The organism is Microbacterium sp. LBN7, from assembly GCF_045690345.1.
GTDB lineage: Bacteria > Actinomycetota > Actinomycetes > Actinomycetales > Microbacteriaceae > Microbacterium.
This window is the reverse complement of record NZ_CP147856.1, coordinates 1628644-1654187: the sequence shown is the minus strand read 5'-3', so window position 1 is coordinate 1654187 and position 25544 is coordinate 1628644. Positions and strand designations below refer to the sequence as shown.

The following is a 25544-nucleotide window of genomic DNA, read 5'->3' as shown; positions in this document are numbered from 1 at the left end:
GCCGCCGGAAGGGAAGAGCACATGACCGAGGACAACGCCGCAGCCGCCGAGCGCGAGCAGTACCGTCGACAGTTCGCCGAGGAGATCTCGCTCATCTGGGAGATGGCCGGAACGTCTCGCATGGACGGACGCGTGCTCGGCTACCTGATGATCATGGATCGCCCCTTCATCTCCTCTGCCGACCTCGCCGCTGCGCTGGGAGCCAGCACCGGAGCAGTGTCGATGGCGACCCGGCGGCTGATCGACACGAACTTCATCCGGCGTCACTCGCTGCCAGGCGACCGGAACCACTACTTCATGGCCGAGGAGGACCCCTGGGGCAGCTTCCTCGCCAACGAGCGCCGCTACTTCGACAGGGAGATCCGCTCGCTCGACACCGCCCTGCGGTGGCTGAGCCCGACCGAGACCGACGCCGCCGTGCGTCTGCGCAACGGTCGCGACTACCTCGAATGGGTGCAGGACTACCACCACAAGATGCTCGCCGACTGGCATGAGCACAAGCGCGCCCGCGACGCGGGCGAGGACGAAGCGTGATCGATGGATTCCACTGAAGCCGTTCTGCGCGTGCGCGACCTGCGGGTGTCCTTCGGCACGCGCGCACCCATCGAGGTCGTGCACGGTCTCGATCTGGACGTCGCCCCCGGCGAGGTCGTCGCCGTCGTGGGGGAGTCGGGCTCGGGCAAGTCGGTCACCGCGCTGTCCGTGATCGGCCTGCTGCCCGACGGAGCGCGGGCCACCGGATCGGTGAAGCTCCACGGGCGCGAGCTGCTGGGGCTGTCCCCGCGCGAGCTGAGGCAGGTGCGCGGTGCGGAGATCGCCCTGATCTCGCAGGACCCCGTCGCCTCGCTCAACCCGGTCTTCACGATCGGATTCCAGGTGGTCGAGGCGGTGCGCTCGCACGATCGGTCGCTGAGCACGCGCGCCGCGCGTCGGCGGGCGATCGAGCTGCTCGAGCTGGTCGACATCCCTGACCCCGCCCGACGCATGAAGCAGTATCCCCATGAGCTCTCCGGCGGGCAGTGCCAGCGGGTCGGGATCGCGATGGCCCTGGCCTCCGACCCGCAGCTGCTCATCGCCGACGAGCCGACCACGGCGCTCGACGTGACGGTGCAGGCGGAGGTGCTCGACGTGCTCGCCCGGCTCGGGCGACGGGAGGGCCGCGCGATCCTGCTGATCACGCACGACATGGGTGTGGTGGCGGAGCTCGCCGACCGTGTCGTGGTGATGCGGCACGGCGAACGCGTCGAGGAGGGCACCGCCCGCAGCGTGCTGCTCACACCGTCGGCCGGGTACACCCGCGAGCTGCTCGACGCCGTGCCGAGGATCGGCACCCGTGGCGCGGGCGCCTCGCTGGACGCGGCCCCCGCAGTGCTCGAGATCGACGACCTCGTGGTCAGCTACGGCAATCGTCTGCGGGGCGCGTTCCGCGCGGTCGACGGCGTGAGCGTGCGGGTGCAGAAGGGCGAGATCCTCGGGCTGGTCGGCGAGTCCGGCAGCGGCAAGTCCACGATCGGGCGCGCGGTGATCGGCGCGGCTCCCGTGACCGAGGGCACCATCCGGATCGAGGGCGTCGACATGCGCACCGCGTCGCGGGCCGAGCGCCGGCGCACCCGCCGACGCGTGGGGGTCGTCTTCCAGAATCCGGCCCTGTCGCTCAACCCGAGGTACACCGCTCGCCAGAGCGTCGAGGAGCCCCTGCAGAGCATCCGAGGGCTGCGCGGGCGCGCGCTGAGCGAGCGAGTGGAGGAGCTTCTCGACGCCGTCGGGCTCTCCGATCGCGCCGACCGCTACCCGCACGAGCTGTCCGGCGGCCAGAGGCAGCGGGTCGCGATCGCCCGCGCGGTGTCGCTCGACCCCGTGCTGCTCATCGCCGACGAGCCGACCAGCGCCCTCGACGTCTCGGTGCAGGCGCAGGTGCTGGAGGTGTTCCGCGAGCTGCAGGCGAGGCTCGAGTTCGCGTGCGTGTTCATCAGCCACGATCTCGCGGTGATCGACGAGCTGTGCGACAGCGTCATGGTGCTCAACACCGGCCGCGTGGTCGAGGCGGGGTCACGCACGCGGGTGCTGGAGCATCCGGAGGATCCGTACACGCGCCGTCTCCTCGCCGCAGCTCCCGTGCCGGACCCCGACGTGCAGCAGGCACGCCGGGCCGCACGACTCGCCGCGATCGCGGGTGCCTGATGCGGCACACGCCCGACTACGTCCTCGATGACGTCGAGACCGTGCGCACGCTCGTGCGGGAGAACCCGTGGGGCACGATCGTCAGCTTCGTGCCCGGCAGGGGTCTCGTCGCCTCGCACTACCCGCTGCTGCTCGAGGAGGATGCCGAGGGCATCGTGCTCGTGAGCCATGTCGGCCGTCCCGACGAGCGCCTGCACGAGCTCGGCGCGCACGAGCTGATGGTGATCGTCTACGGCCCCCAGGGATACGTCTCGCCGGGGTGGTACGGCACCGCGCCCGCCGTGCCGACGTGGAACTTCGCCGTGGCGCACCTGCACGGCACACCCGAGATCCTGTCGGACGACGAGAACCTGCGGGTGCTCGACCGGCTCGTCGCGCACTTCGAGAACGTGCTGCCCGAGCCGTACCTGATGCGGCAGACCCTGGAGAACGCGGCATACGCGGAGCGCATCGTGCACGGCACGGTCGGCTTCCGACTGCGCGTCGAGCGATTCGAGGCGAAAGAGAAGATGAGTCAGGACAAGCCGGCCGAGGTCGTCGACCGCGTGATCGATGCGCTCGGCGAACCGGGCCCCTATCGGAACCCCGCCCTGGCGGCGCGGATGTCGCGCGTGCACGGAAGGGAGCAGGGCGCATGACCGCGTTCGTGGGAGTGGCCGACATGGTGGCCTGGATCGGACGCCACGGCGCCGAGCGGATCATGGCCGAGATGGCCGACACGATCGAGGAGGACTTCCGCCGCTGGGAGTCGTTCCACAAGAGCCCCCGGGTCGCCGACCACACCCCGTTCGGCGTGATCGAGCTGATGCCGATCAGCGATCCCGACCTCTACGCGTTCAAGTACGTCAACGGGCACCCGTTCAATCCGGGGCGCGGCTATCAGACGGTGACCGCGTTCGGCGTGCTCGCCGACGTGCACAACGGGTATCCGGTGTTCCTCGCCGAGATGACCGTGCTCACCGCACTCCGCACCGCCGCGACGTCCGCGATGGTCGCCCGAACCCTGGCCCGCTCCGACTCGCAGGTCATGGCCATGATCGGCGCCGGCAGTCAGGCCGAGTTCCAGGCGCTCGCGTTCCGGGCCGTCCTCGGCATCCGCACGCTCCGCGTCTTCGACGTCGACGAGGCGGCCTCCGCCAAGCTCGTGCGGAATCTCACCCCGCACGGCTTCGAGATCACGGTCTGCGCATCGGCCTCCGAGGCGGCTGCGGGTGCCGACGTCATCACGACCTGCACGGCGGACAAAGCGGTCGCACAGGTGCTGACGGATGCCGACGTCGCACCCGGCGTGCACATCAACACGATCGGCGGCGACTGCCCGGGCAAGACCGAGCTCGACCCGCGGATCCTGGAGCGCGGACCGGTCTTCGTGGAATACACCCCGCAGACGCGCGTCGAGGGCGAGATCCAGAACGTCGCTCCCGACTTCCCCGTGACCGAGTTCTGGCGCGTGCTCACCGGCACAGCGCCGGGCCGCACATCGCGGGAGCAGATCACGATCTTCGACTCCGTCGGGTTCGCGATCGAGGACTTCTCGGCTCTGCGGCACCTGCGCGCGAGCATCGCCGGAACCGACCTGGGCCGCGAGATCGACCTCGTCGCCGCACCGGACGATCCCAAGGATCTGTTCGGCTTCACCACCGTCCCCGTCCCCGTCGCCTGACCGGAGCACCATGACCGACGCCCCCGCACTCACTCTCCAGAACGTCCGCCCCTACGACGGCGGTGAGCCGATCGACCTCGTCGTGCGCGACGGCGTCATCGCGAGGATCACCCCCGCCGGAACGACGGATGCCGAAGGCGAGACGGTCGACGGCGCAGGCCGCTGGGTCGGGCCGGGGCTGTGGGACGCGCATGTGCACTTCACCCAGCACGTCATCCGGCGCAGCCGCATCGACCTGACCGAGACCCGCAGCGCCGCCGACGTGCTCGACGCCGTACGCGGCGCCCGCGCCGACGGGGCCCCGCTCAGCGACGGGATGCTGATGGGCTACGGCTTCCGCGACGGACTGTGGCCCGTGCCGGCCTCGCTCGACGCGCTCGACGCGGCGGTCTCCGACGTTCCCGTCGTGCTCGTCAGCGGCGATCTGCACTGCGGGTGGATGAACCGCGCGGCCGCAGCCCGCTTCGGCCTGGCCCTCGACGAGACCGGGCTCTTGCGCGAGGGGCCGTGGATCGATCTGCTGCACTCGTTCGATCAGGCCGGTGATCTCCCGCTCTCGGCGTATCGTGCGGCCGCCGACGCCGCGGCCGCGCGCGGCGTGGTCGGCGTGGTCGACTACGAGAACGCCGACAATGTCACGGACTGGCGGGACCGGACCGCTCAGGGCGTCGACGCACTGCGCGTGGACATCGCCGTGTGGGCCGACCGGCTGGAGGGCGTGATCGCGGGCGGGCTGCGCACCGGCGACATCGTCGACACGGCCGGCCTCGTGCGGTTCGGACGCCTCAAGGTGATCGTGGACGGGTCGTTGAACACCCGCACGGCCTGGTGCTGGGATCCGTACCCGACCATGGACCCCGCGCATCCGCACGCGTGCGGTCTGGAGAGCGTGCCGATCGCGGAGCTTCGGCGTCTGCTGGAGCGCGCGCGGGGCGCGGGAGTCGGGGCCGCCGTTCATGCCATCGGTGACCGGGCGAACACCGAGGTGCTCGACACGTTCGAGGCGCTCGGCATGAAGGGTGTGATCGAGCACGCGCAGCTCGTGCGCGAGGAGGACTTCGCGCGGTTCGCGCGGCTGGGGCTGATCGCGAGCGTGCAGCCGGAGCACGCGATGGACGACCGTGACGTCGCCGACCACCACTGGGCGGGGCGCACAGGCCGCGCGTTCGCGTTCGGGTCGCTGCATCGTGCCGGGGCGTCCCTGCGGCTGGGATCGGATGCTCCGGTCGCGCCGCTTGACCCGTGGATCTCGCTCAGCGCGGCGACGTCGCGCAGCCGGGGCGACCGCGACGCCTGGCATCCGGAGCAGCGTCTGCCGCTGGACGTGGCGCTGGCGGCATCCGTCCGCTCGTCGGTCGCCGTCGGACAGCCGGCGGATCTCGTGATCGTCGATCGCGACCCGTACGCGAGCGACCGCGATGGGCTGCGCGACATGCCGGTCGCGGCCACCCTGCTCGGCGGGCGCTTCACCTGGCGTGCGCTCTGACGGGTCCTCGATCACGATGACGGGGCGCCGGCCGGCGCCCCGTCACGATGATGCAGGTCAGTCGAACACGGCGTCGGGGTAGAGCGCCTCGGCGATCTGACGGACCACGGAGACGTTGCCGAGGGTGCCGGGGAACATGTCGGTGGAGGACACGGCGATGAGGCGGTCGTCGCGCACCGCCGGCATCTCGGGGAAGGTCTTCGCCAGGTGATCGCGGACCGCCGCCTCGTGCGCCGGGTCGGACACCGCGAAGACGAGCACGTCGGGGGCCTCTGCCGCGAGGGACTCCGGGGTGATCTCGGCGGCGAAGAAGTCCGCGAACATCGGGTCCTTCGGGCTGAACACGTTGTCCGCGCCGGCGCGCTGCAGGATGTCGAACTCGATGCCCGCACCGATGGCCGTCAGCGTCGTGCCTTCGACGAACACCTGCGCGACACGCGGCCGATCCCGACCCTCGATCGCGGCGGCGACGGAGTCGAGCTCGGCCTCCGCGGACTCGATGAGGGCGTCCGCCTCGTCCGAGACCTGGAAGATCGCGCCGAGATTCTCCAGATCGGTGAAGAGGTCCGTGACGGTGCCCTCCATGCGGCGGTCGAAGCATCCTCCGGTGGCCGTGTAGGCGGCGACTCCGGCTTCGTCCAACTGCTCGATGCTCGCGAAACCCTGCTCGGCGGTGAACTCGTACGTGGTGGGCGAGTACACGAAGTCGGGCTCGACGGCGAGGAGCTCCTCTCGGCTCGGAGGGGTGTCCCCGCCGACCACGGGCACATCGCCCGCGAACTCCGCGATGTCGGCAGGGAGCTCCTGCGCCGTGGCCTGGGCCTGGCCGACGAGCGAGTCGGCGAGGCCCAGGCGCAGCAGCAGCTCGGTCTGCGACGGGTGCATTCCGACGACGGCGGTCGGGGTGGCCGGGATCTCGATCGTGCGACCGCAGTTCTCGATCGTGATCGCCTGCTCGGACGAGGCGGGTCCTGTGGCGGTGGTGACGCCGCTTCCGCAGGCCGAGAGGGCGAGCGCGCCCATTCCGACGGTGACGGCGGCGAGCACGCGGGTGGTTCGGGTACGGGATGTCATTCTTCTTCTCCTCGGTTGGTCGGGTGGTTCGGGATATCGGTGCCTCGGTGGTCGGAGCGCCGACGGGGGTGGAACGTCATCGCCCTCGCGCCGGTGTCGACCTCGATGGCGATGCGTGCGGTGACGGCGAAGACCTCGTCGACCAGCGCCGGTGTGAGCACGGCGTCGGGCGGGCCGAAGGCCACGAGCCTGCCCTCGTCGAGCACGGCGACGTCGTCGCAGAACGCCGCGGCGATGTTGAGGTCGTGGAGGGCGGCGATCACGGTCGTCCCGAGTCCGCTCACGACGCGCATCAGGTCGAGCTGGTGGGCGATGTCGAGGTGGTTCGTCGGCTCGTCGAGGACGAGGATCCTCCCGTCCTGCGCGAGAGCACGCGCGAGCATCACCCGCTGGCGCTGACCGCCCGAGAGTCGTCGCACCAGGCGGTCGCCGAGGTCGTGCACGTCGGCGGTCCGCAGCGCTTCGTCGACGATGCGCCGATCCTCCCTGGTGTCCCTGCTGAACGGCGGACGGTGCGGGGTGCGGCCGACGAGGACCGTCTCCCGCACGGTCAGGTCGAACTCCGAGGGCGCGTCCTGCAGCATCACCGACACGGTGCGGGCGAGCGTGCGCGGCGCCAGCAGCGACGCATCCGACCCGTCGATCAGGATGCGCCCGCGGTGCGGGCGCTGACCCGTGAAGAGCGCGCGCAGGAGGGTCGACTTCCCGCTGCCGTTCGGCCCGAGGAGTCCGACGATGCGCCCGGAGGCGACCTGGAGGTCGATTCCGTGCAGCACGGTGCGACCGCCGCGCACGACGCTCACGCCGTCGAACTGCACGCTCATCGGTCGAACCCCGCGCGCTCGCCACCGCTGCGCATCAGCCAGAGGAAGAAGGGTGCGCCGACGAACGCGGTGAGGATGCCGAGGGGGATCTCGGTCGGCATCGCGACCGTGCGGGCGAGCAGGTCGGCGATCATGAGGAACAGTGCTCCGCCGAGGACCGTCACCGGCAGCATCCGCCGATGATCCGAGCCGACGAGGAGCCGGGCGATGTGCGGGACGACGAGGCCGACGAAGCCGATGCCTCCGCTCACCGCGACGATCGCGCCGGTCAGGAGAGAGGCGAGCACGAGGAGCAGACCGCGCAGCCGGCTCGTGCGCACGCCGACGGCCATGGCCGACTCGTCGCCCGAGAGCAGCGCGTTCATCGACCGCGAGAGCCCGAAGACCGCTGTGCACGCGATCGCGAGCGCCACCGCGGGGATGAGCAGCGACGACATGTCGGCCGCCGACACGCTGCCGAGCAGGAAGAACATCACACTGACGACGTTCTGGGCATCCGTGGTGAGGGTGAGATAACTGGTCACGGCGCTCAGCAGAGCGCCCAGCGCGACCCCGGCGAGGATCATCCTGGTCGGGGAGAGCTCTCCGCGGATGCGCGCGAGCATCGCGACGAGGAGACAGGCGACCATCGCGCCGATGAACGCCGCGCCGCTCATCGTGAGACCGAGGAATGTGGCGCCGCCGGAGACGATCACGAGCACGGCGCCGACGCTGGCGCCGGAGGAGACGCCGAGGATGTACGGCTCGGCGAGCGGATTGCGCACGACGGCCTGCATCATCGCGCCGGCGAGGGCGAGTCCCGCGCCGGAGAGTGCGGCGAGGAGCGACCTCGGCACCCGGAACTGCCAGACCGCCTGGTCCTGCAGTGGGGTGAGCGTGCCGTCGGACATCCAGGGCATACCGGGGAGAAGGTGGCCGATCACGATCCTCGCGGCGTCGATGGGTGAGACTCCGACGGGTCCGGTCGAGGCGGAGACCACGAGCACGAGAACCGCGATCACGGCGATCGCCGTCACTGTCGGGCCGACGGGCAGCATCCGTCGGGAGCGGCTGTGGTGGCCGGTGCGAGGGCGGACGAACCGGTTGCTGTGTGAGGGTCGTCCGCGCAGGGCTTCGATCGATCGGCTCACAGGGAGCATCCGGCCGAGACCTCGGTGGGGTGATCCAGAGGAGTGGGCATGCTGAAGATCGTAGTAGATATTGAGAATCATTATCATTTAAGGAGGCGCCGCCTCTGGCGGTCGCCTTCCTCGACTCTCCCGGAGGTTCACGATGATGATCGTCCCCGAGCTGTGGCGCGAAGCGCGACGGCATCCCTGGCTCCTGGCCCTGAGCATCCTCCTTCTTCTCCTCGTGTTCGCGACGCACCTGCTCCAGGCATTCGCTCTCGCCTGGTCGCTCGCCGCCTTCGTGCGCGCCGACACGGCGGGCGCAGTGGCCGGTATCGGCGCGATCCTCGCGATCGGGCTGACGCGGGTGCTCCTGACGCTGGTGCAGGGTGATGCCGCCGCACGCCTCGGGGGGCAGGTCCGGGAAGACCTGAGGGGTGCGGCCCTCACCGCGGCACTCGTGCCCGAACGGCTGCACGACGCCCGCCTCCGCGATGGCTCGACCCAGCTCGTGCTCGGCGACGGCATCGACGGCACCGACGCCTACGTGTCGAAGTACGTTCCCGCGGTGGCGCAGCTCGTCATCGGGAGTGCGATCGCGGTGTGGCTCCTCGCGGTGCTGTCTCCCCTGATCGCGCTGTGCGTCGCGGCGGGGATCGTGCTCGCGGTGCTGGGTCCGCTGGCCTGGAAGCGGATGCTCGCTCGGCGCGGGTTCACGCATTGGGACAGCTATGAGACCCTCAGCGGCGACCTGCTCGAGTCGCTCCGCGGGATGTCGACGCTGCGTGCGCTGGGCGATGTCCCCGCGACGCGTTCGCGCCTGCAGGCGCGGTCAGAGGCCCTGCGCATGGCCACCGAACGCGTGATGCGGTCGTCGCTCGCGGAGACGGCGATCACCGACTTCGCCGTGCAGGCGGGGGTCGTGATCGCGGCCGGACTCGCGGTCGTCTCCGTCATGACCGGGCAGCCGCCGGTCGTCGAGGTCTACGCGCTGCTCCTGCTCTCCTCGGAGGCGTTCCGGCCGGTCCGCGAGCTCTCGCGTCACTGGCATGCCGGATTCCTCGGGCTCACGGCCGTTCCCGGGCTGGCGGCACTCGGCGCGTTCCGTCGGTCCGCCCCGGCCGCGGCGGACCTCGGCACGCTGTCGGCGACCGATGGCGACGCGCTCCGCATCTCGAGCCTGTCGTATCGCTACCCGGGCGCCGATGACGATGTCCTGCGCGGTGTCGACCTCCACGTCGAGCGCGGCGAGGTGCTCGCGATCGCCGGGCCGTCGGGTGCGGGAAAATCGACGCTCTTCGACCTGATCCTCGGCTTCCTCCCGCCGACAGGGGGGACGGTGGAGCTCGATGGGCGCCCCCTCCGCCCGAGCGATGTCGCCGTCGTCTCCCAGCGCCCCGTCCTGTTCGCCGGCACCATCAGGGAGAACGTCGATCTGTTCGATGCCGGGCAGGAGGCGATGGAGGATGCGTGCGCCGCGGCTGGCGTGCTCGAGGAGATCCGGGCGATCCCCGGAGGCTTCGACGCGATGGTGGCGGAGGCGGGGACGAGTCTCTCCGGCGGGCAACGGCAGCGCCTCGCCCTCGCCAGAGCGCTGCTCGCCGGCCGTCCCGTGCTGCTCGTCGACGAGCCGACCAGCGCCCTCGACGACCGCAGTGCGCTGACCGTCGCCGAGACGCTCGAACGCGTCGCCGCCGAGAGGATCGTGCTCATGATCAGCCACCGGCCCGAGGCTCTCGCGAGAGTCGCCGATGTGCGGGTGCTGCGCGACGGAGTGCTCGTGAAGGAGGCCGCATGACTTCGTCCGGAGCCATCCTCGCCCGGTTGCTTCCACCGCTGCGACCCGAATGGCGGCGCATGATCGGCAGCTACCTCATCGCCACCACGAGCCTGTGCGCTCTCGCCGCCATCGGTGTGCTCACCGCGCTCGGCGTCGGCAGGGCCGTCGTGCACGGCGAGTGGCCGCCGACCGTCTGGTGGATCGCCCTCGGAGCGCTCGTGCTGCTGCGGACGTTCCTCACCTGGCGCGAGATGGACGTGTCGCACGCCCTCGCCTATCGCGTGCTCGCCCGACTGCGGATGGCGCTCTTCGATGCGTACTCGCGCAGCGTTCCCGGGCGCCGTCGCGAGCATTCCGGGCGTGCGGCATCCGTCGCGATGACCGACATCGAGAAGCTGGAGTTCTTCTACGCGCACACCGTGGCGCAGATCGGCGCTGCGCTCACGCTGTTCGTCGGAGCCGTGGTCTGCGCGTTCCTCGTCTTGCCCGTGGCCGGGTTCGTGATGCTCGGGGGCGCGATCGCGGTCACGCTCACCGCCTGGGCAGGAGCGGGACCGGCACGGCGCATCGGTGCGCGCGAGCAGCGGGAGCGCGAAGAGCAGTCCGAACGGCTGGTCGACGCGCTCGGGGCGCTGCGCGAGGTCCTCGCCTACGGGCTGCAGAGCCGGGTCGTGCGCGAGGCGGTCGCCGGGACCCGGCGCTCTTCGCTCATCGCCCGCCGCCGGGAAGGGATCGCCCATCTCGTCGACGGGACGCGCGAGCTGATCCTCACCGCCGTCGTGATCGGGGTGATCGCCGCTTCGCTCCTCGGCGGCGAGATCGGCGGCGCCCAGGCGGCATCGCTGCCCGCCGCGATCGCACTCGCCGTCGCGGGAGTCGCCGCCGTGGCGGACGCCGCGCACACGGTATCGGAGCTGCACCCCCTGATCGCCAGCGCGGATCGCGTGGTCGCGGGGCTGCACCGTCCACCGGTCGTCGCGCCGGTCGATCGTCCGCTTCCGCTGCCGACCGGTCCGCTCGGGGTGCGTTTCGAGAACGTCGTGTTCTCCTACGACGACCGGACGGAGGTGCTGCGCGGCTGGTCGATCGACGTCGATCCTGGCGAGCACATCGGACTGGCAGGGCCGTCCGGAGCGGGCAAGAGCACGGTCATCGCACTCGCCGCCCGGCTGTGGGACCCCTCGGCGGGGGCGGTGGCTCTCGTCGACGTCGAGGGCGTCGCCTACCCCCTCGACCGCATCCGCGATGACGACCTTCGCCGGACCGTGGCAGTGGTGGAGCAGGATGCCCGGCTCTTCCACGGCACCGTGCGGGACAACCTCGTGCGGGGTGCCGAAACCCGCACCGACGAGGAGCTCCGCGACGCGCTCACACGGGTCGGCGCCGAGGGCTGGATCACCCTGGACGACGATCTCGGGGAGCATGGGGTGCGCCTCTCCGGCGGCCAGCGCGCACGGCTGGCCCTGGGGCGGGCGCTGTGTCGCGAGCCGCGGGTGCTCATCGTCGACGAGATCACCGCGAGCCTGGATGCCGAGTCGGAGCGCATCATCTCCGACGTGCTCGAACGGTTCCAGGGAACGGTCATCGCCGCCTCGCATCGGCGAGAGACGCTGTCGCGATTCAGCCGGGTCGTCGGTGTGGAGAGGGAGGAGGTCGCGACTACAGCCGGTCCACCCCGGTCACGGTGAGCACGGCCTCGCCGGCCTCGTCGGATGCCGCGAGGTCGACGGTCGCGGAGATGCCCCAGTCGTGGTCGCCGGCAGGGTCGTCGAGGATCTGACGCGCGGTCCACTGCTCTCTGCCCTGCTCGAGGATCAGGAGCTTCGAGCTGCGGGCGTCCGCGCCGGTGAGGATCTCGTCGTGGTCGTCGAAGTAGCCGTCGAGCGCAGCCGACCAGGCGTCGGCGCCGAACGCCGGATCGAGCTCGGCGAGAGCATCCACGTCTTCGCGAGCTGCCAGCTGCACGCGCCGGAACAGCTCGTTGCGCACCAGGATGCGGAAGGCGCGCACGTTGCTCGTGAGGCGCTTGGGCGCGGGCGGCACGATCGGCTCGTCACCCTTCGACAGGCTCGGGGACCCGTCGTCGAAGCGTCCGTTGTCGATGCCGGCGCGCAGCTCCTCCCACTCGTCGAGCAGGCTCGAGTCGACCTGGCGCACGAGCTCTCCCAGCCACTCGATGAGGTCGCGGAGATCCTCGTCCTTCAGCTCCTCCGGGATGGTCTGCGAGGCGGCGCGATACGCGTCGGAGAGGTACCGGAGCACGACGCCCTCGGAACGGGCGATCTTGTAGTACGCGACATATTCCCCGAACGACATGGCTCGCTCGTACATGTCGCGGACCACGGACTTCGGGTGCAGCTCGAAGTCGCGGATCCAGGGCTGTGCCGCGCTGAACGTCTCGAAGGCGGCGGTGAGGAGCTCGTCGAGGGGCTTCGGATACGTGATCTGCTCGAGCAGCTCCATCCGCTCGTCGTACTCGATGCCCTCGGACTTCATCGCGGCCACCGCCTCGCCGCGAGCGAGGAACTCCTGCTGACTCAGCACGGCCCGTGGATCGTCGAGCGTCGGCTCGACGATCGAGATCATGTCGAGGGCGTAGTTCCCCGTTCCCACCGTCCCCTGGGTCGCTGAGCCTGTGCCCGTTCCCTGGGTCGCTGAGCCTGTGCCCGTTCCCTGGGTCGCTGAGCCTGTCGAAGCGTCCGGGTCGAGCAGCTCGAACGCCGCCAGCGCGAAGGGCGACAGAGGCTGGTTCAGGGCGAAGTTCGGCTGCAGGTCGACCGTGAGCCTGACGCCCTTCGAGCCGCCCTGGGACGCGGAGCCCGTCGGAGCGTCGAACGTCTCGACGATGCCCGATTCGCGGAGGGTGCGGTAGATGCCGATCGCGCGTATCGCCAGTTCTCGCTGGCGAGATCGCGGCTCGTGGTTGTCATATACCAGCGAGCGCATATTGGCGAACACGTCGCCGCCACGGGCGATCACGTTGAGCATCATGGCGCTCGTGATCTGCATGTGCGATGTCAGCGTCTCGGGGACGGCGTCGATGAGCTTCCGGAACGACGGCTCGCCCCACGACACGAAACCGTCCGGCGCCTTCTTGCGGACGATCTTCCGCTTCTTCTTCGGATCGTCGCCGGCCTTCTTGACCGCCGCGACGTTCTCGCTCTCGTGCTCGGGTGCCTGTGCGACGACGGTGCCGGCGGTGTCGAAGCCCGCGCGCCCCGCTCGGCCGGCGATCTGGTGGAACTCGCGGGCGTTCAGCTGCCGCATCCGGGTGCCGTCGAACTTCGTCAGCGCCGTGAGCAGCACGGTGCGGATCGGCACGTTGATGCCGACACCGAGGGTGTCGGTGCCGCAGATGACGCGGAGGAGCCCGCGCTGGGCGAGCTGCTCGACGAGGCGCCGGTACTTCGGCAGCATTCCGGCGTGGTGCACGCCGATTCCCGCGCGGAGGAACCGCGACAGAGTCTTGCCGAATGCGGTCGTGAACCGGAACTCTCCGATGAGGTCGGCGATCCGATCGCGCTGCTCGCGCGTCGCGACCTTGGTGCTCGACAGGGCCTGCGCGCGCTCCATCGCGGCCGCCTGCGAGAAGTGCACGACGTAGATCGGCGCCTGGCCGGTGTTCAGCAGATCGTCGATCGTCTCGTGGATCGGCGTGGTCTCGTAGAAGAAGTGCAACGGGACGGGCCGCTCGACGCCCGTGACGGATGCCGTCTCGCGGTGGGTGCGCCGGGTGAGGTCGGCGGCGAGCGTGGTCACATCTCCGAGAGTGGCCGACATCAGGATGAACTGCGCCTGCGGAAGATCCAACAGCGGAACCTGCCACGCCCAGCCGCGCTCCGGGTCGGCGTAGAAGTGGAACTCGTCCATCACGACCTGGCCGACGTTCATGTCTGAGCCCTGACGCAGCGCGAGGTTCGCCAGGATCTCGGCGGTGCAGCAGATGATCGGGGCATCCGCGTTCACCGAGGAGTCGCCGGTGATCATGCCCACGTTCTCGGCGCCGAAGACGTCGACGAGGGCGAAGAACTTCTCGCTCACGAGGGCCTTGATCGGCGCGGTGTAGAAGCTGCGGCGCCCCGATACGAGGGCCGAGAAATGCGCACCGACCGCGACGAGCGACTTCCCGGTCCCGGTCGGCGTCGAGAGGATCAGGTTGTTGCCCGAGACGATCTCGATGACCGCCTCGTCCTGGGCGGGGTACAGGCGGATGCCGGTCGACTCCGCCCACTCGACGAACGCCAGGTAGACGGCATCCGGGTCGGCGCTGTCCGGCAGGGAGTCGAGGAGCATCCTTCGATCATCCCCTACCGGGTGCGCCCGTCATCGCCGAAGGCCGTTCACAATTCAGCAAGAACTGTGCTGAATCGCGTGATTCGGCCCCGATCGGGCGGGAACCGCGCGGATGTGCTGAATTGTGAACGCGGAGTCCGGTCGCGCTGACGCGTCGCGGCCCGGTCAGCCCGCAGTCGCCGCACGCAGCGCGATGCGGATCATGTCGGCGAAGGTCTGCTCCCGCTCCTGCGCGCTGGTCTCCTCGCCCGTGACGATGTGATCGGAGACGGTGCAGATGCTGAGCGCCCGCCGTCCGTAGTAGGCGGCGAGCGTGTAGAGGCCGCTCGTCTCCATCTCGACGCCGAGAACTCCGTGCTGCACGAACGGCTGGTTGAGTTCCGGGCGGGTGCTGTAGAACTGGTCGCTCGACAGCAGCAGGCCCACGTGCACAGCGGATGCCGGGGGCTCGGCCTCACTCGCCTCGACGGCCGCGCGCAGCAGTGAGAAGTCGGCGACGGGCGCGTAGTCGAGGCCATGGAAGCGCACGCGGTTCATGCCCGAATCGGTGCAGGCGCCGTTCGCGATGATGATGTCGCGCACGGCGAGCTTCTCGGTCAGCGCGCCGCAGGATCCGACCCGCACGATCGTCTCGACGCCGTAGGAGTCGAACAGCTCTTTGGCGTAGATCGCCATCGACGGCTGACCCATGCCCGAGCCCTGCACGGAGATGCGCTGTCCCTCCCAGGTGCCGGTGAAGCCCAGCATCCCGCGGGTGTCGGTGTACAGCTCGGCGTCGTCGAGGAAGGTCTCCGCGATCCACTTCGCGCGCAGCGGATCGCCGGGGAACAGCACGACGGGGGCGATCTGACCGGGCTCTGCGGCGATGTGCGTGCTCATCAGCCCAGCGTAATCAGCCCTCGCGCCGGCGCACGATCTCGGTGATCCAGATCGGGGCGAAGGGGGAGGTGCATCCGGGAGCGGTGGGGTAGTCGGCGAGCACCTGCAGGCGTTCGCCGATCTCCAGTGCCCGCACGCGCAGCGACGGATGGTGGATGCCGATGGTGGCGAGGGTCTCGTTCATCGACCACTGCGGTCGCGGCGCGGCGTCCTTCATGTCCCGCTCGATGAGGTCGAGAAGGTGCGGGAGGTCGAGCCCGTCGGGGTCTTTCGCGACGCGGACGGAGGTCAACGACCAGGAAGCCGCGGCGACGGTCGGGTCGGGGTCGTCGAACCAGCGCAGCCGCATCTCCTCGGCGAGCGGGGTCTTCTTCGCGACGTAGTTCACGAACCAGTCGTTGACCTTGGGTGGGCGCGTCTCGCGGAGCATCGCGTCGAGCTCGTCGGCGGTGAAGTCGCGCGGACGGCAGATCAGCAGAGCGAGCAGTCGGGCGGCGGTCTCTCCGGTCGACCACAGCTCCTGCGCGAGCGGCTGATCGGTCTTGATCTTCTTCGCCACAGCGCGCATCCGGCTGAGGTTGATGCCGTGGTCGTCGCCGCGCTTCTCGTTGGCCGCGCGCATCTTCGGGTCTTCGAGCGCAGCGAGTTCCCCGAGGGCTTCCGCGAGCGTCATGTCGTGCATGAGGTCCAGAGTAGGCCGCCACCCCGTGCGCAACTCAGCAAGAACTTGGCGCCCGGCCCGATGTAAGCGGATGCATCGGGCGATCCGGCGAGAATGGCTGAATCGTGCACGCCCGACTCGCGGCATCCAACCTCGTCGGCGAAGGCAGCCGGAGTCAGTCCTCGTCGAGCAGCCCGCCGTGGATGCGGCGCAGGTCCTCCATGAGCGAGCCGATGAGGATCCAGTGCTGCGACGACGGCGGGCGCACCACCAGCGGAGCTGTCAGCGCGGGGATCGCCGAGGTGAGGGCTTCGGGCTCCGGGGCGACGTCGGCGATCTGCACCGCGAGGCGCACGTCGTGCCCTGCCCGACGCAGCTGATCCGCGATGGCCGCGACCACGGGCTCTTCGCCGATCGAGTCGTCGTAGTGGTCGAAGTACGCGCGGGTCATGCCGATCGTCTGGGTGACGATCGGCGACAGTCGGTCGAGGAGCTGCCTCATCTCGCGCAGCTCGGCCCGGTGCGTGGAGCGGCGCGGATTCAGGGTGAGCGACTCCTCGCCGGCGGCGATGGATGCTTCGGCGACGTTCTTCATCGGCCGCAGCAGACGGACCTCGAGCATCAGCTCCTGCAGCCGGGCGGGCGTCTGCGGCTCGGGCAGCGCGTCGGCCAGGCGGTCGAGGCTCGCGGCCAGCTCGTGCCCGAGCAGTCCGAGGTCACGTCGTGCCGGTGCGACGAGCACGGGTGGCACGATGAGGGCGTTGACCACGAGGCCGATCGCGACGCCGATCAGAGTCTCGACGATGCGGGCGAACGCGTACTCGGGGCTGGAGGAGCCGAGCGCCAGCACGAGCATCGCCGAGATGGCGATCTGGTTGCCGGTGCCGGGCGAGGTCCGGAGTAGCCAGGCCACGAGCATCGCGACGACGATCGCCAGCAGCACGACCCAGCTCGACGACCCGAGGAACAGGCCGAGCGCCACGGCGACCAGCACGCCGGCGATCACCCCGATGCTGCGCTCGAGCGCCTTCGACAGCGACTGGTTGACGCTCGGCTGCACCACCAGGAGTGCGGCGATCGCGGCGAACACCGGCAGCTGGGCCGGGAAGACCCAGCCCGCGATGATCCAGGCTCCGATGGTCGCCGCCGCCGACTTCACGACCTGCAGCAGCGGGGAGCGCTGCGAGGCGCGGATGGCGGCGGGGATGCGCATGTCGTCCACGGTAGTCCTGCGCCGCCGCTCGCCGCCGCTCGCCGTCGCTGCGTCGTCAGGGGGTGGGTTCCGCAGACTTGCGGAGCGGTCCCTTCGAGATGTCGTCGATGAGCCAGATGCCGTCCACTTTCGTCAGCGAGTACTCACGCGGCTGGGCGAACTCCGCGCCGGGGTCGACGTCGAGCTCGTGCAGGTATCCCTCCGAGGCCTCGACGATGGCGAAGAGCGACTCGAAGCCCACGGTCGCGTGCAGGCGATCGGCGTCGATCGTCGATCGCAGCCACGCCACCCCGGTCTGCTCGATCGTCAGGTCGGCGTCGTCGTACATCGCGACCACGGCATCGCGGTATCCCTGCGCGGCGAGCTTCTCGCTGAACAGCGGCGTGAAGTACGTCTCCTCTGCGGCCACCGACTCCGCGACCGTCGCGGGGGAGCGGTTGTCGGATGCGCCGGAGTGCAGCGCGACGACCTGTTGGAGCGCCTGGACGTCCGGGTCGTCGAGACCCAGGGCCTCCTCGGTCGATGAGACGCTCCAGAGGGTCGCGTCGGGGTCGAATCGCGGTGTCGCTGAGGCGCTCGGTGCAGCACTCGCCGCGGGTTCCGTGCAACCGGTGAGGACGGCCGTCACCATGAGCGCCAACGCCAAGGACAGGGCGGCCGTGGTGCGGCGGCGGGTGGGATTCATCACGTCTCCTTTCGTGGGAGGGGTCCGAAGCGCCCCTCCCACGGGTGTCATCTCAGTTGGCGGGCGCCGCGTTCAACTGCCAGTGAGAAGACCACCAGGAGCTCGACACGTTGCCGAACTCGACCTTTCCGGTGCCGTTCTCCACGTGCAGTGCTCCGGAGGCGTTCTGGATGCGGACGTACCCGCTGCCCGCCGACGGCGTCGACCATTCCGCGGCGGTGCCGGCCGTCGCCGCTGTGCCGTGTCGCACCGTCGAGCCGCTCGCGTACAGGTACTGGTTCGTCCACCGGTTGCGGTACTTGGTCGCGCCGGACGAGGTCGGCTCGGGCACCCACTGTGCGCTCCAGTACGTGCTCGGAACGTCGCCGAATCGGACGAGGCCGTCGTTCGGCTCGACGTTGACCGCGCCGGAGCGGTGGCGGTTGTTGATGAGCTTCCACGTCGGCGACACGGCCTCGGAGTACCCGGCGTTGTCCTTGAACACCCGCAGGTAGTCGACCTCCCACTGCTTGGGCCAGACTCCGTTCGGCTGGCCGGAGCCCGCGCCGGTGTAGATGTTCATGATGATGCCCATCGCGGTGTTCGGAGCATCGTTGAGCGTCTTCACGAGTTGGCCGTCGTAGTAGAACTTCAGCTCGGTGGGCGTCCAGTTCATCGCGTAGACATGGAACTCGGTCGTGGGCGATCCGGACACCGGCACCGTGTCGAGGGACCAGGAACCGAGGAAGTTGGGGTCTCCCCAGCCATACGCGGCGATGCGCCAGCTGTTCGGCGTGCTGAAGAACGTCTCGATCATGTCGATCTCGGACTGCCCGCCGGTCGTGTTGGTCCCGACCAGCCAGAGCGCCTGGTGGCCGCCGCCGCCGGCGTTCGAGTTCTTCGCCCTGACCTCGACGTACCCGTACTTGGTGGAGTAGCCGTTGAACGTCGGCAGGTTGTTGCGGTTGACCGCCGAGGAGTTGAAAGGGTGCCAGTTGTTCTGGTTATAGGTCTGGATGGCCGACGAGACCACCGTTCCGTCCTGATCCGGGTTCCACGGCGGCTGGTTCTGCTCGACGCGCAGCTTGATGGTGCCGTCGGAGATCGTGTAGCGCGCGGCGGTGTCTGCGAAGTCTTCGGCGGGGACCCAATGCGGCAGGTAGTTCGGCATCCACTTGTCGGTGTTCAGGGTCGTCCCGGAGAACTCCTCGGCGAAGTCCAGGGTGTAGCCCGGCTTCGAGTCCGGGTTCGGTGGCGTGTCCGCCGCCCAGGCGGCCGGTCCGGACAGGACCAGCGCGCCCACGGTCGTCGCGATGATCGCGGATGCGGCGAGTCTGCGGGTGCGGATACGGGCAGGGTTTCGGCGGGTCACGGGGGCTCCTCGGGATCGACTCTGATCGTGGATCTGGTCGCGAAGAACACTCATCGACCAGCGAGGACAATTAACCCGGACTCTGACGTAATTGTCAATACTCTTGCGAGAACAACCGCTCTCGCGCTGCGACGCTGCTGACGGCCAGGGCGCCGAGGCAGGGGGCGGCTGCTCCGAGCGACGAGGTGCGGAGCTCGGGCACGAAGAGCGCCCGTCCGGCGAGTTCGGAGCGCAGGGCATCGGCGAGTCGATCGGATGCCTCGGGAATGCTGCTGCTCACGACGACCGCGTGCGGGTCGATGGCGAGCACGAGCGCACCCAGACCGTCGGCGATACCGGCGGCGAACTCGGCGATCGCCTCGTCGCTGCCGCCGTGCCGGCGGAACAGGAGCTCCAGACCGTCCTCGGCTCGGGCGGACAGGCGCTGCTGCGCCTGTGGCCAGGCCACCCGTTGCAGAGCGCCGATCTCACCGGCAGCTCCGTGCGCCCCTCGAGCCACCCTTCCCTCGACGACCGACGCGGCGGAGATCCGATTCCCGATGCGTAGCAACACGGCCGTCTCGTCGGCGCCGATCGTACCGTTCTCGATCTCGGCGAAGGCGGCGAGCTTGGTGTCGTTGTCGAAGGCGATCGTGGCGCCGGGGAACATCCGCCGCAGGTGCGCATCGATGTCGACAGCCAGCCAGTCGGGAACCACCGTCGTCTTCACGGGGTGACCGTCGGCGTCGACGATGCCGGGGATCCCGACGGTGAGCGCCGCCAGTTCGCGGGTCGACGCTGTCGACTCCTCGAGCAGTGATTCGACGATCTCGGTGATGGCCGTGACGGCGTCTGCGCCGCCGGAGAGATCCTGTTCGATGCGTCTGTGCGGTGCGGCGACCGTGCCTCGCAGGTCGCCCGCGATCCCGGCGATCCCGTGCGGGCCGATGTCGATCCCGACGGATACGCCCCGGTCGGCAGCCAGCCGGTATCCGCGTGCGGGTCGCCCCGCCCCTCGTGGACGCAGCTGCTCGGAGCGGATCAGGTCAGCGTCGAGCAGCTCGGCGAGGACGGCTTCGACCGTGGTGCGGGAGAGCTCGGTCGACGCGGCGAGGCGGCTCGCGGTGAGTGGGCCGCCCTCATCCCAGAGCGTGGTCAACACGGCCTGACCGTTGAGTCGCCGCATGGCGGCGAGATCGGTTCCGAGTGCGGGTGAGGTCACGTGTCCTGACTACCACATCCGCTGACGGTGCGGCTTGACACGATCGGACCGCTGTCCTATCTTTGGGAATTACCCCGGAGAGTTGCAAAATAGAATCTCTCCTCCACCCGAAAGCGACACTCCATGCAACGACGCACGCGACTCGTCCTCGCCCCTCTGGCGGCGGGCGCCCTCCTCGGCCTTGGTCTCACGGCCTGCGCGCCCGGCGCGACCACGACCGGCGCCGGCGCCGGCACCGACGCCAGCACCGAGCTGACGACCGACGACATCACGCTCACCCTGATGTCCACGCCGGAATCCGGTGCAGCCACCGAAGCGACGATCGCCGCGTTCGAGACCGAGCATCCCAACATCACCATCGAGTACTCGCAGACCAACTACGAGGACTACAACCAGAGCGTCAATCTCAACCTCTCCGGCGATCAGTCGCCCGACATCGTGCTCCTGAACGCGGTCGCCAACACGGTCAAGAACAAGCTCGTCCTGCCGCTCGACGACTACGCCGACCTCTACGGCTGGAACGACTTCTTCCCTGCCAACCAGCTCAACCAGTGGCGCGTCGCCGATGACGGGACGACCCTCGGCGACGGGGGAGCGCTCTACGCGGCCCCCGCCGGTTTCTCGCTCGTCGGCACCTATTACAACAAGGCGATCGCCGCCGAGCTGGGCATCGAGGCGCCGACGTCGCTGGCCGAGTTCGAGGCGGCTCTGAAGACCGCGAAGGCGGCCGGTGCGCTCCCCGTGCAGCTCGGCAATGCCGAAGGGCACGCGGCGTTCGTCGTCCAGCTGCTGGGACAGGGCATGTCGGGAGCCGACACGGCCAATGCGTGGGCCTTCGGGCATGAGGGTGCGACTTTCGACACGGAGGCGAACCACGCCGCCGCCCAGACTCTCACGGACTGGCAGAAGGCCGGCTACCTGGGCGACCCGACGACCGTGAACGGCACCGACCTCCAGGGCGCGGTGGACAACTTCATCGGCGGCAAGGGCCTGTTCCTGGTGGACGGCATCTGGGATGCCGGCAAGATCGGTGAGGGGTTGGGTGAGGACGCGGGCTTCCTCCCCTTCCCGGGCGAGAACACCACCGGGATCGGCACGTCGGTCGCCTATGCGATCTCGACGCAGAGCGAGCACCCGAACGAGGCCGCGGCCTTCCTCGACTTCCTCCGCTCGCCGGAGGCGAGTGAGCAGCAGTTCGCGCAGGGGTTCATGCCCGACGACCCGACGGTCGCCGTCGCAGAGGAAGGGACCCTCCAGGGCGACATCGTCGCCGCCTGGGCGGAGATCGCCGAAGCCGACGGTCTCGTCGCATTCAACAACAACGCGACAGCGACGATGAACGATGCCCTCAAGGCGGGCACGCAGCAGCTCATCGCCGGGCAGATGTCGGTGGGCGACTTCATCGCTTCGATCCAGGCCGACTGGGCCGCAGCGCACGCCGGCTGATCCATGACCGAACCGCTGACCCGCACACGGGGGGAGTCCGGTCGTGTGACCGGCTCCTCCCGGCGGACGCGACGGGGCTGGAGCTCACTGCTCTACCTGGTTCCCGCCTTCGTCTTCTACGGGACCTTCACGATCGCGCCGTGGGTCCAGAGCGTCTGGCTCTCCTTCTGGGAGTGGGACGGCATCGGGGCCGCGACCTGGGCCGGGTTCGAGAACTACATCAAGGTCGCCACCGACGAACGGCTCGTCGTGGCGCTGCGCAACGGTCTCGGCTTCATCGTGTTCTACACGGTCTTCCCGGTCATCCTCGGGCTTCTCATCGCCGCGGTGATCGCGGCGCGTCCGCGCCGCGGATCGGGGTTCGTGCGGACCGTGCTCTTCCTTCCGCAGATCCTGCCTCTCGTCGCCGTCGGCGTCGTGTGGCGCTACCTGTATGCGGCAGACGGCCCCATCAATCAGATGCTGCGAGCGGTCGGGTTGGGGGATGTGGCCAGGGCGTGGCTCGGCGACTTCACCTGGGCGTATCCCGCGGTCGGCGTGATCGGCACCTGGGTGACGACCGGGCTGTGCATGATGCTCCTGCTCGCCGGCATCCAGAAGATCGATCCCTCGCTCTACGAAGCCGCACGCCTCGACCGCTGCGGCCCGGTGCGCCAGTTCTGGCATGTCACGGTTCCCGGGGTGCGGGCGGAGATCGTCGTGGCCGTCACCGTCACCCTCATCTCGGCACTCGCGAGCTTCGACATCGTCTACGTGACGACCGGCGGCGGTCCCGGCTACCAGACCATCGTCCCCGGCGTGCTGATCTACAAGCTCGTCTTCACCTCGAACGAAGTCGGGCTCGCATGTGCGCTGGCCACCGTGCTGAGCGCGATCATCCTCGTCTTCGTCGCCGTGATCGGCCGAATCGGAAGGCGAGGCGCATGAGATCCGCCGGCTCCCGCATCCTGTCCATCGCGTTCCTTCTGGTCGCGGTGCTCAGCGTCATCGTGCCTTTCCTCGCGCTCGTCTCGGCTGCGCTGCAGCCGGCGGACACTCTCGCGCCGACGCTCACCTGGCCGACCGACCCGCAGTGGGGCAACTTCGCGAGCGCCTGGAGCATGGCCGGATTCGGCTCGCTGCTGGCCTCCAGCGCGATCATCGCCCTCGTCGTCGTGCCCGTCTCCGTGGTGTGCGCGACGCTCGCGGGCTACGCGATGGGCACGATGCGGATGCCGGCGAAGGGGTTCCTCTTCGCGTTCTTCCTGGCGGGACTCACGCTCCCCTACGAGGCGATCGTCATCCCGCTCTACTTCGCCATGCGGTCGACGGGCCTGATCGACACCTACTGGGCGGTCATCCTCCCGCTGGCCGGCGCGTTCATGCCCTTCGGGATCTTCTGGATGCGCACGCACTTCGAGTCCGTCCCGGCGGAGATGATCGAAGCCGCCCAACTCGACGGCGCCGGCCGGTTCCGCACCCTGGTGCAGATCCTGGTTCCGGGGGCGAAGCCCGCGATCATCACCTACGCGCTGCTGACGTTCATGTGGGCGTGGAACCAGTTCCTGCTCGCGCTCATCCTCATCCGTGATCCCTCCCGGCGCACGGCACCGTCCGGTCTGGGGACGTTCGTGCAGCAGTACGGCGAGAACATCCCCCTCCTGGCGGCAGGAACGATCATCGTGATCGCTCCGATCGTGATCCTCTACTTCATCTTCCAGCGCAAGTTCGTCGCCGGCCTCGTCCAAGGAGCCCTCAAATGATCCTCTCGAATCCCGTCCGCCTCGCTGTGATCGGGGCCGGATCGCGGGGGACCGGCTACGCGCGGCGCGCGGTGGCACAGGGCGCGGCCATCACCGCGGTCGTCGAGCCCGACAGCGCACGACGGGACGCCTTCCTGGCCGAGTTCGCCGGACAGCGCATAGAGTGCTTCGCGACGTGGGAGGACATCGTCGCGCGAGGCGAGCGAGTCGCCGACGCGGCGGTCGTGTCCACTCCCGATCGTCTGCATGCCGAACCCGCGATCGGTCTCGCCCGCGCCGGCTATCACCTGCTGTTGGAGAAGCCGATCGCGCCGACCGAGGAGGAGTCCGCCCGGATCGTCGAGGCCGCCGAAGCCGCGGGTGTGATGCTCGCGGTGTGTCACGTCATGCGGTACTCGAGCTACTCGCGCACGCTCAAGCGCCTGCTGGACGACGGCGTGATCGGTCGTCTGGTCTCGGTCGAGCACCTGGAGCCGATCGGGTGGTGGCACTTCGCTCACTCGTATGTCCGCGGAAACTGGGCGCGAGAGGCGGAATCCGGTCCGATGCTGCTCACCAAGAGCAGCCACGACATCGACTGGCTCTCCTACATCATCGGTCTCCCGGCCGAGCGCGTCTCGTCCTTCGGGAGCCTCCTGCACTTCCGGCCGGAGAGCAAGCCGGTCGGAGCCACCGACCGCTGCCTCGACTGCCCGCTGCAGAACACCTGCGCGTACTCCGCGACACGGATCTACCGCGGCTTCCTCGGCGACGAGACGTTCGAGCGCTGGCCGCTCGCGGTGCTCACGACCGACGTCTCCGCGGAGGGCGTCGACCGCGCGCTGCGTGAAGGGCCGTACGGGCGCTGCGTCTTCGACGGCCAGAACGACGTGGTCGATCACCAGGTCGTCAACATCGAGTATCAGGGCGGGGTGACGGCATCCTTCACCGTCACCGCGTTCACGGAACTCGACTTCCGCAAGACCCGCCTCTTCGGAACGGACGGAAGCATCGAGGGCGATGGACGCACGCTGGTGGTGCACGACTTCGCTCGGGACGAGAAGTACGACGTCGTCCCCGAGTCCCGGGGCAACGCGAGCGCGGCGGACGGACACGGCGGCGCCGACGACGCGCTCGTCCAGGCGTTCCTCGACGCTGTCCGCACCGGCGACCGGTCGGGGCTGTTGTCAGGGCCGCAGGAGAGCCTGGCGACGCACCGGATCGTCTGGCTCGCCGAGGAGGCGCGGACGCGCAACGCGGTGGTGCCGATTCCCTCCCCGACGCACTGATCAGTGGGGCCGCGGCCTCGCGGGTCTTGTGCAAGTCCGGCAAACGGGGTTACTCTCTGCCTAACTAATAGTCGTTAGGTAGATGATGACCCGAGCAACGATCCTCTCCGAGGCCCGCACGATCTTCGCGCGCCAGGGGTACGCCGAGACGAGCCTGCGCGAGATCGCCGAAGCCGTCGGGATCAAGACGCCCTCTCTCTACGCGCACTTCTCGAGCAAGGAGGAGCTGTACGAGACGGTGTACGCCGAGGTCGCCATCGAGCACACGGCGTTCTTCGACGATCTGGCCCGCAGCAGCGGCGAGCTCGAACCGCTGGCCCGCCTGCGGCACATCCTCGGCGGCATCGAGGCCTACTACCGCGACCGTCCTGACCTCGCCGAGTTCAGTCTGCGCGCGGCGGTGACCGAGTACGGCCCAGGCGGTCAGCACCTGCGCGAGATCTTCCTGGACGCGGAGTCCGGACTCGCCACCGCTGTTCGTCAGACCTACGAAGCCGGTGTCGCCTCGGGAGGGTTCGGCGCAGGCGACGCGGAGGGCTTCATCGCCCTCGTGTTCGTCATCATGGACGGCCTCTTCCTGCAGCTGACCCACTACACGCCCGAGGTCTACCGTCAGCGCTTCGAGCAGGCGTGGCGACACCTGTCCACCGTCATCTCCGCTTGAGCCCGCGGTGCCGTGACGATGCGG

At 69.4% G+C, this 25544-nt stretch carries 22 protein-coding genes; 12 read left to right on the top strand and 10 right to left on the bottom strand.

Going from position 1 to position 25544, the window contains the following annotated elements:
* Positions 1-21 precede the first annotated feature (21 nt).
* Genes LBN7_RS07835 through LBN7_RS07815 form a run of 5 tightly spaced genes read left to right on the top strand, consistent with a single transcriptional unit; the run spans position 22 to position 5330 of the window.
* The gene (locus LBN7_RS07835; RefSeq protein ID WP_116636056.1) at positions 22-534 is read left to right on the top strand and encodes a GbsR/MarR family transcriptional regulator; all 513 of its coding nucleotides are present in this window, start codon (positions 22-24) and stop codon (positions 532-534) included.
* 3 nt (positions 535-537) lie between these two features.
* Complete coding sequence (locus LBN7_RS07830; RefSeq protein WP_341946631.1) at positions 538-2181, top strand: ABC transporter ATP-binding protein; 1644 nt, start codon at positions 538-540, stop codon at positions 2179-2181.
* Entirely contained in the window at positions 2181-2819 is a 639-nt protein-coding gene (locus LBN7_RS07825; protein WP_341946630.1) for an FMN-binding negative transcriptional regulator, read from the top strand. The genes LBN7_RS07830 and LBN7_RS07825 overlap by 1 nt, the downstream gene beginning before the upstream one ends.
* On the top strand, positions 2816-3844 hold the full coding sequence (locus LBN7_RS07820; protein ID WP_341946629.1) for an ornithine cyclodeaminase: 1029 nt from the start codon (positions 2816-2818) through the stop codon (positions 3842-3844). Before LBN7_RS07825 ends, LBN7_RS07820 begins: the two co-directional genes overlap by 4 nt.
* 10 nt (positions 3845-3854) lie before the next feature.
* Positions 3855-5330, top strand: a complete 1476-nt coding sequence (locus LBN7_RS07815; RefSeq protein WP_341946628.1) for an amidohydrolase family protein — start codon at positions 3855-3857, stop codon at positions 5328-5330.
* Between the two features lie 57 nt (positions 5331-5387).
* Here the strand turns inward: LBN7_RS07815 and LBN7_RS07810 are convergent, their stop codons facing one another.
* From LBN7_RS07810 to LBN7_RS07800, 3 genes are read right to left on the bottom strand one after another with little or no spacing between them, the layout of a single operon-like run.
* On the bottom strand, positions 5388-6404 hold the full coding sequence (locus LBN7_RS07810; protein WP_407361443.1) for an ABC transporter substrate-binding protein: 1017 nt from the start codon (positions 6402-6404) through the stop codon (positions 5388-5390).
* Positions 6401-7228 (bottom strand): ABC transporter ATP-binding protein, encoded by an 828-nt coding sequence (locus LBN7_RS07805; RefSeq protein ID WP_407361442.1) that lies wholly within the window; start codon positions 7226-7228, stop codon positions 6401-6403. Before LBN7_RS07805 ends, LBN7_RS07810 begins: the two co-directional genes overlap by 4 nt.
* Positions 7225-8358, bottom strand: coding sequence for a FecCD family ABC transporter permease (locus LBN7_RS07800; protein WP_407361441.1), 1134 nt, complete (start codon positions 8356-8358; stop codon positions 7225-7227). The genes LBN7_RS07805 and LBN7_RS07800 overlap by 4 nt, the downstream gene beginning before the upstream one ends.
* A gap of 142 nt (positions 8359-8500) precedes the next feature.
* On the opposite strand from LBN7_RS07800, the gene LBN7_RS07795 reads away from it, so the two are divergent.
* Together LBN7_RS07795 and LBN7_RS07790 are read left to right on the top strand one after the other, a co-directional pair.
* Positions 8501-10135, top strand: a complete 1635-nt coding sequence (locus LBN7_RS07795; protein ID WP_407361440.1) for an ATP-binding cassette domain-containing protein — start codon at positions 8501-8503, stop codon at positions 10133-10135.
* A complete protein-coding gene (locus LBN7_RS07790) occupies positions 10132-11805 on the top strand; it encodes an ABC transporter ATP-binding protein (protein WP_407361439.1) in 1674 nt (557 codons plus the stop codon). Before LBN7_RS07795 ends, LBN7_RS07790 begins: the two co-directional genes overlap by 4 nt.
* Here the strand turns inward: LBN7_RS07790 and LBN7_RS07785 are convergent.
* The 7 genes from LBN7_RS07785 to LBN7_RS07755 all read right to left on the bottom strand — a co-directional run bounded on the left by LBN7_RS07785 (position 11777) and on the right by LBN7_RS07755 (position 20400).
* Positions 11777-14410 carry a DEAD/DEAH box helicase gene (locus tag LBN7_RS07785; protein WP_407361438.1) on the bottom strand — a complete coding sequence of 878 codons (2634 nt, stop codon included), beginning with the start codon at positions 14408-14410 and terminating at the stop codon, positions 11777-11779. The genes LBN7_RS07790 and LBN7_RS07785 overlap by 29 nt on opposite strands.
* Before the next feature lie 165 nt (positions 14411-14575).
* Complete coding sequence (deoD, locus tag LBN7_RS07780) at positions 14576-15289, bottom strand: purine-nucleoside phosphorylase (RefSeq protein ID WP_407361437.1); 714 nt, start codon at positions 15287-15289, stop codon at positions 14576-14578.
* A 13-nt stretch (positions 15290-15302) separates the two neighbouring features.
* On the bottom strand, positions 15303-15971 hold the full coding sequence (locus LBN7_RS07775) for a DNA alkylation repair protein (RefSeq protein WP_407361436.1): 669 nt from the start codon (positions 15969-15971) through the stop codon (positions 15303-15305).
* A 154-nt stretch (positions 15972-16125) separates the two neighbouring features.
* Positions 16126-17163 (bottom strand): FUSC family protein, encoded by a 1038-nt coding sequence (locus LBN7_RS07770; protein ID WP_407361435.1) that lies wholly within the window; start codon positions 17161-17163, stop codon positions 16126-16128.
* Between the two features lie 55 nt (positions 17164-17218).
* Positions 17219-17848 (bottom strand): hypothetical protein, encoded by a 630-nt coding sequence (locus LBN7_RS07765; protein WP_407361434.1) that lies wholly within the window; start codon positions 17846-17848, stop codon positions 17219-17221.
* Positions 17849-17900: 52 nt separating this feature from the next.
* Positions 17901-19199: a glycoside hydrolase family 16 protein gene (locus LBN7_RS07760; protein ID WP_165808085.1), complete on the bottom strand. Its 1299-nt coding sequence runs from the start codon at positions 19197-19199 to the stop codon at positions 17901-17903.
* A gap of 94 nt (positions 19200-19293) precedes the next feature.
* The gene (locus tag LBN7_RS07755) at positions 19294-20400 is read right to left on the bottom strand and encodes an ROK family transcriptional regulator (RefSeq protein ID WP_116636046.1); all 1107 of its coding nucleotides are present in this window, start codon (positions 20398-20400) and stop codon (positions 19294-19296) included.
* A 123-nt stretch (positions 20401-20523) separates the two neighbouring features.
* Between LBN7_RS07755 and LBN7_RS07750 the strand changes: the two genes are divergently transcribed.
* The 5 genes from LBN7_RS07750 (at position 20524) to LBN7_RS07730 (ending at position 25520) form a co-directional block, all read left to right on the top strand.
* Positions 20524-21846, top strand: coding sequence for an extracellular solute-binding protein (locus tag LBN7_RS07750; RefSeq protein WP_341946617.1), 1323 nt, complete (start codon positions 20524-20526; stop codon positions 21844-21846).
* Positions 21847-21849: 3 nt separating this feature from the next.
* Positions 21850-22773, top strand: coding sequence for a carbohydrate ABC transporter permease (locus tag LBN7_RS07745; RefSeq protein ID WP_116636044.1), 924 nt, complete (start codon positions 21850-21852; stop codon positions 22771-22773).
* On the top strand, positions 22770-23588 hold the full coding sequence (locus tag LBN7_RS07740) for a carbohydrate ABC transporter permease (RefSeq protein ID WP_341946616.1): 819 nt from the start codon (positions 22770-22772) through the stop codon (positions 23586-23588). The genes LBN7_RS07745 and LBN7_RS07740 overlap by 4 nt, the downstream gene beginning before the upstream one ends.
* Positions 23585-24856 (top strand): Gfo/Idh/MocA family protein, encoded by a 1272-nt coding sequence (locus LBN7_RS07735; protein ID WP_116636042.1) that lies wholly within the window; start codon positions 23585-23587, stop codon positions 24854-24856. Before LBN7_RS07740 ends, LBN7_RS07735 begins: the two co-directional genes overlap by 4 nt.
* Positions 24857-24941: 85 nt before the next feature.
* Positions 24942-25520, top strand: coding sequence for a TetR/AcrR family transcriptional regulator (locus LBN7_RS07730; RefSeq protein ID WP_165808084.1), 579 nt, complete (start codon positions 24942-24944; stop codon positions 25518-25520).
* Positions 25521-25544 lie beyond the last annotated feature (24 nt).

Coding starts and splice junctions, on each gene's coding strand:
- LBN7_RS07810 (WP_407361443.1), bottom strand. CDS start 6,404: ATGACATCCCGTACCCGAACCACCCGCGTGCTCGCCGCCGTCACCGTC.
- LBN7_RS07730 (WP_165808084.1), top strand. CDS start 24,942: ATGACCCGAGCAACGATCCTCTCCGAGGCCCGCACGATCTTCGCGCGC.
- LBN7_RS07735 (WP_116636042.1), top strand. CDS start 23,585: ATGATCCTCTCGAATCCCGTCCGCCTCGCTGTGATCGGGGCCGGATCG.
- LBN7_RS07785 (WP_407361438.1), bottom strand. CDS start 14,410: ATGCTCCTCGACTCCCTGCCGGACAGCGCCGACCCGGATGCCGTCTAC.
- LBN7_RS07790 (WP_407361439.1), top strand. CDS start 10,132: ATGACTTCGTCCGGAGCCATCCTCGCCCGGTTGCTTCCACCGCTGCGA.
- LBN7_RS07820 (WP_341946629.1), top strand. CDS start 2,816: ATGACCGCGTTCGTGGGAGTGGCCGACATGGTGGCCTGGATCGGACGC.
- LBN7_RS07775 (WP_407361436.1), bottom strand. CDS start 15,971: ATGCACGACATGACGCTCGCGGAAGCCCTCGGGGAACTCGCTGCGCTC.
- LBN7_RS07745 (WP_116636044.1), top strand. CDS start 21,850: ATGACCGAACCGCTGACCCGCACACGGGGGGAGTCCGGTCGTGTGACC.
- LBN7_RS07830 (WP_341946631.1), top strand. CDS start 538: ATGGATTCCACTGAAGCCGTTCTGCGCGTGCGCGACCTGCGGGTGTCC.
- deoD (WP_407361437.1), bottom strand. CDS start 15,289: ATGAGCACGCACATCGCCGCAGAGCCCGGTCAGATCGCCCCCGTCGTG.
- LBN7_RS07815 (WP_341946628.1), top strand. CDS start 3,855: ATGACCGACGCCCCCGCACTCACTCTCCAGAACGTCCGCCCCTACGAC.
- LBN7_RS07765 (WP_407361434.1), bottom strand. CDS start 17,848: ATGAATCCCACCCGCCGCCGCACCACGGCCGCCCTGTCCTTGGCGTTG.
- LBN7_RS07750 (WP_341946617.1), top strand. CDS start 20,524: ATGCAACGACGCACGCGACTCGTCCTCGCCCCTCTGGCGGCGGGCGCC.
- LBN7_RS07835 (WP_116636056.1), top strand. CDS start 22: ATGACCGAGGACAACGCCGCAGCCGCCGAGCGCGAGCAGTACCGTCGA.
- LBN7_RS07795 (WP_407361440.1), top strand. CDS start 8,501: ATGATGATCGTCCCCGAGCTGTGGCGCGAAGCGCGACGGCATCCCTGG.
- LBN7_RS07770 (WP_407361435.1), bottom strand. CDS start 17,163: ATGCGCATCCCCGCCGCCATCCGCGCCTCGCAGCGCTCCCCGCTGCTG.
- LBN7_RS07805 (WP_407361442.1), bottom strand. CDS start 7,228: ATGAGCGTGCAGTTCGACGGCGTGAGCGTCGTGCGCGGCGGTCGCACC.
- LBN7_RS07825 (WP_341946630.1), top strand. CDS start 2,181: ATGCGGCACACGCCCGACTACGTCCTCGATGACGTCGAGACCGTGCGC.
- LBN7_RS07740 (WP_341946616.1), top strand. CDS start 22,770: ATGAGATCCGCCGGCTCCCGCATCCTGTCCATCGCGTTCCTTCTGGTC.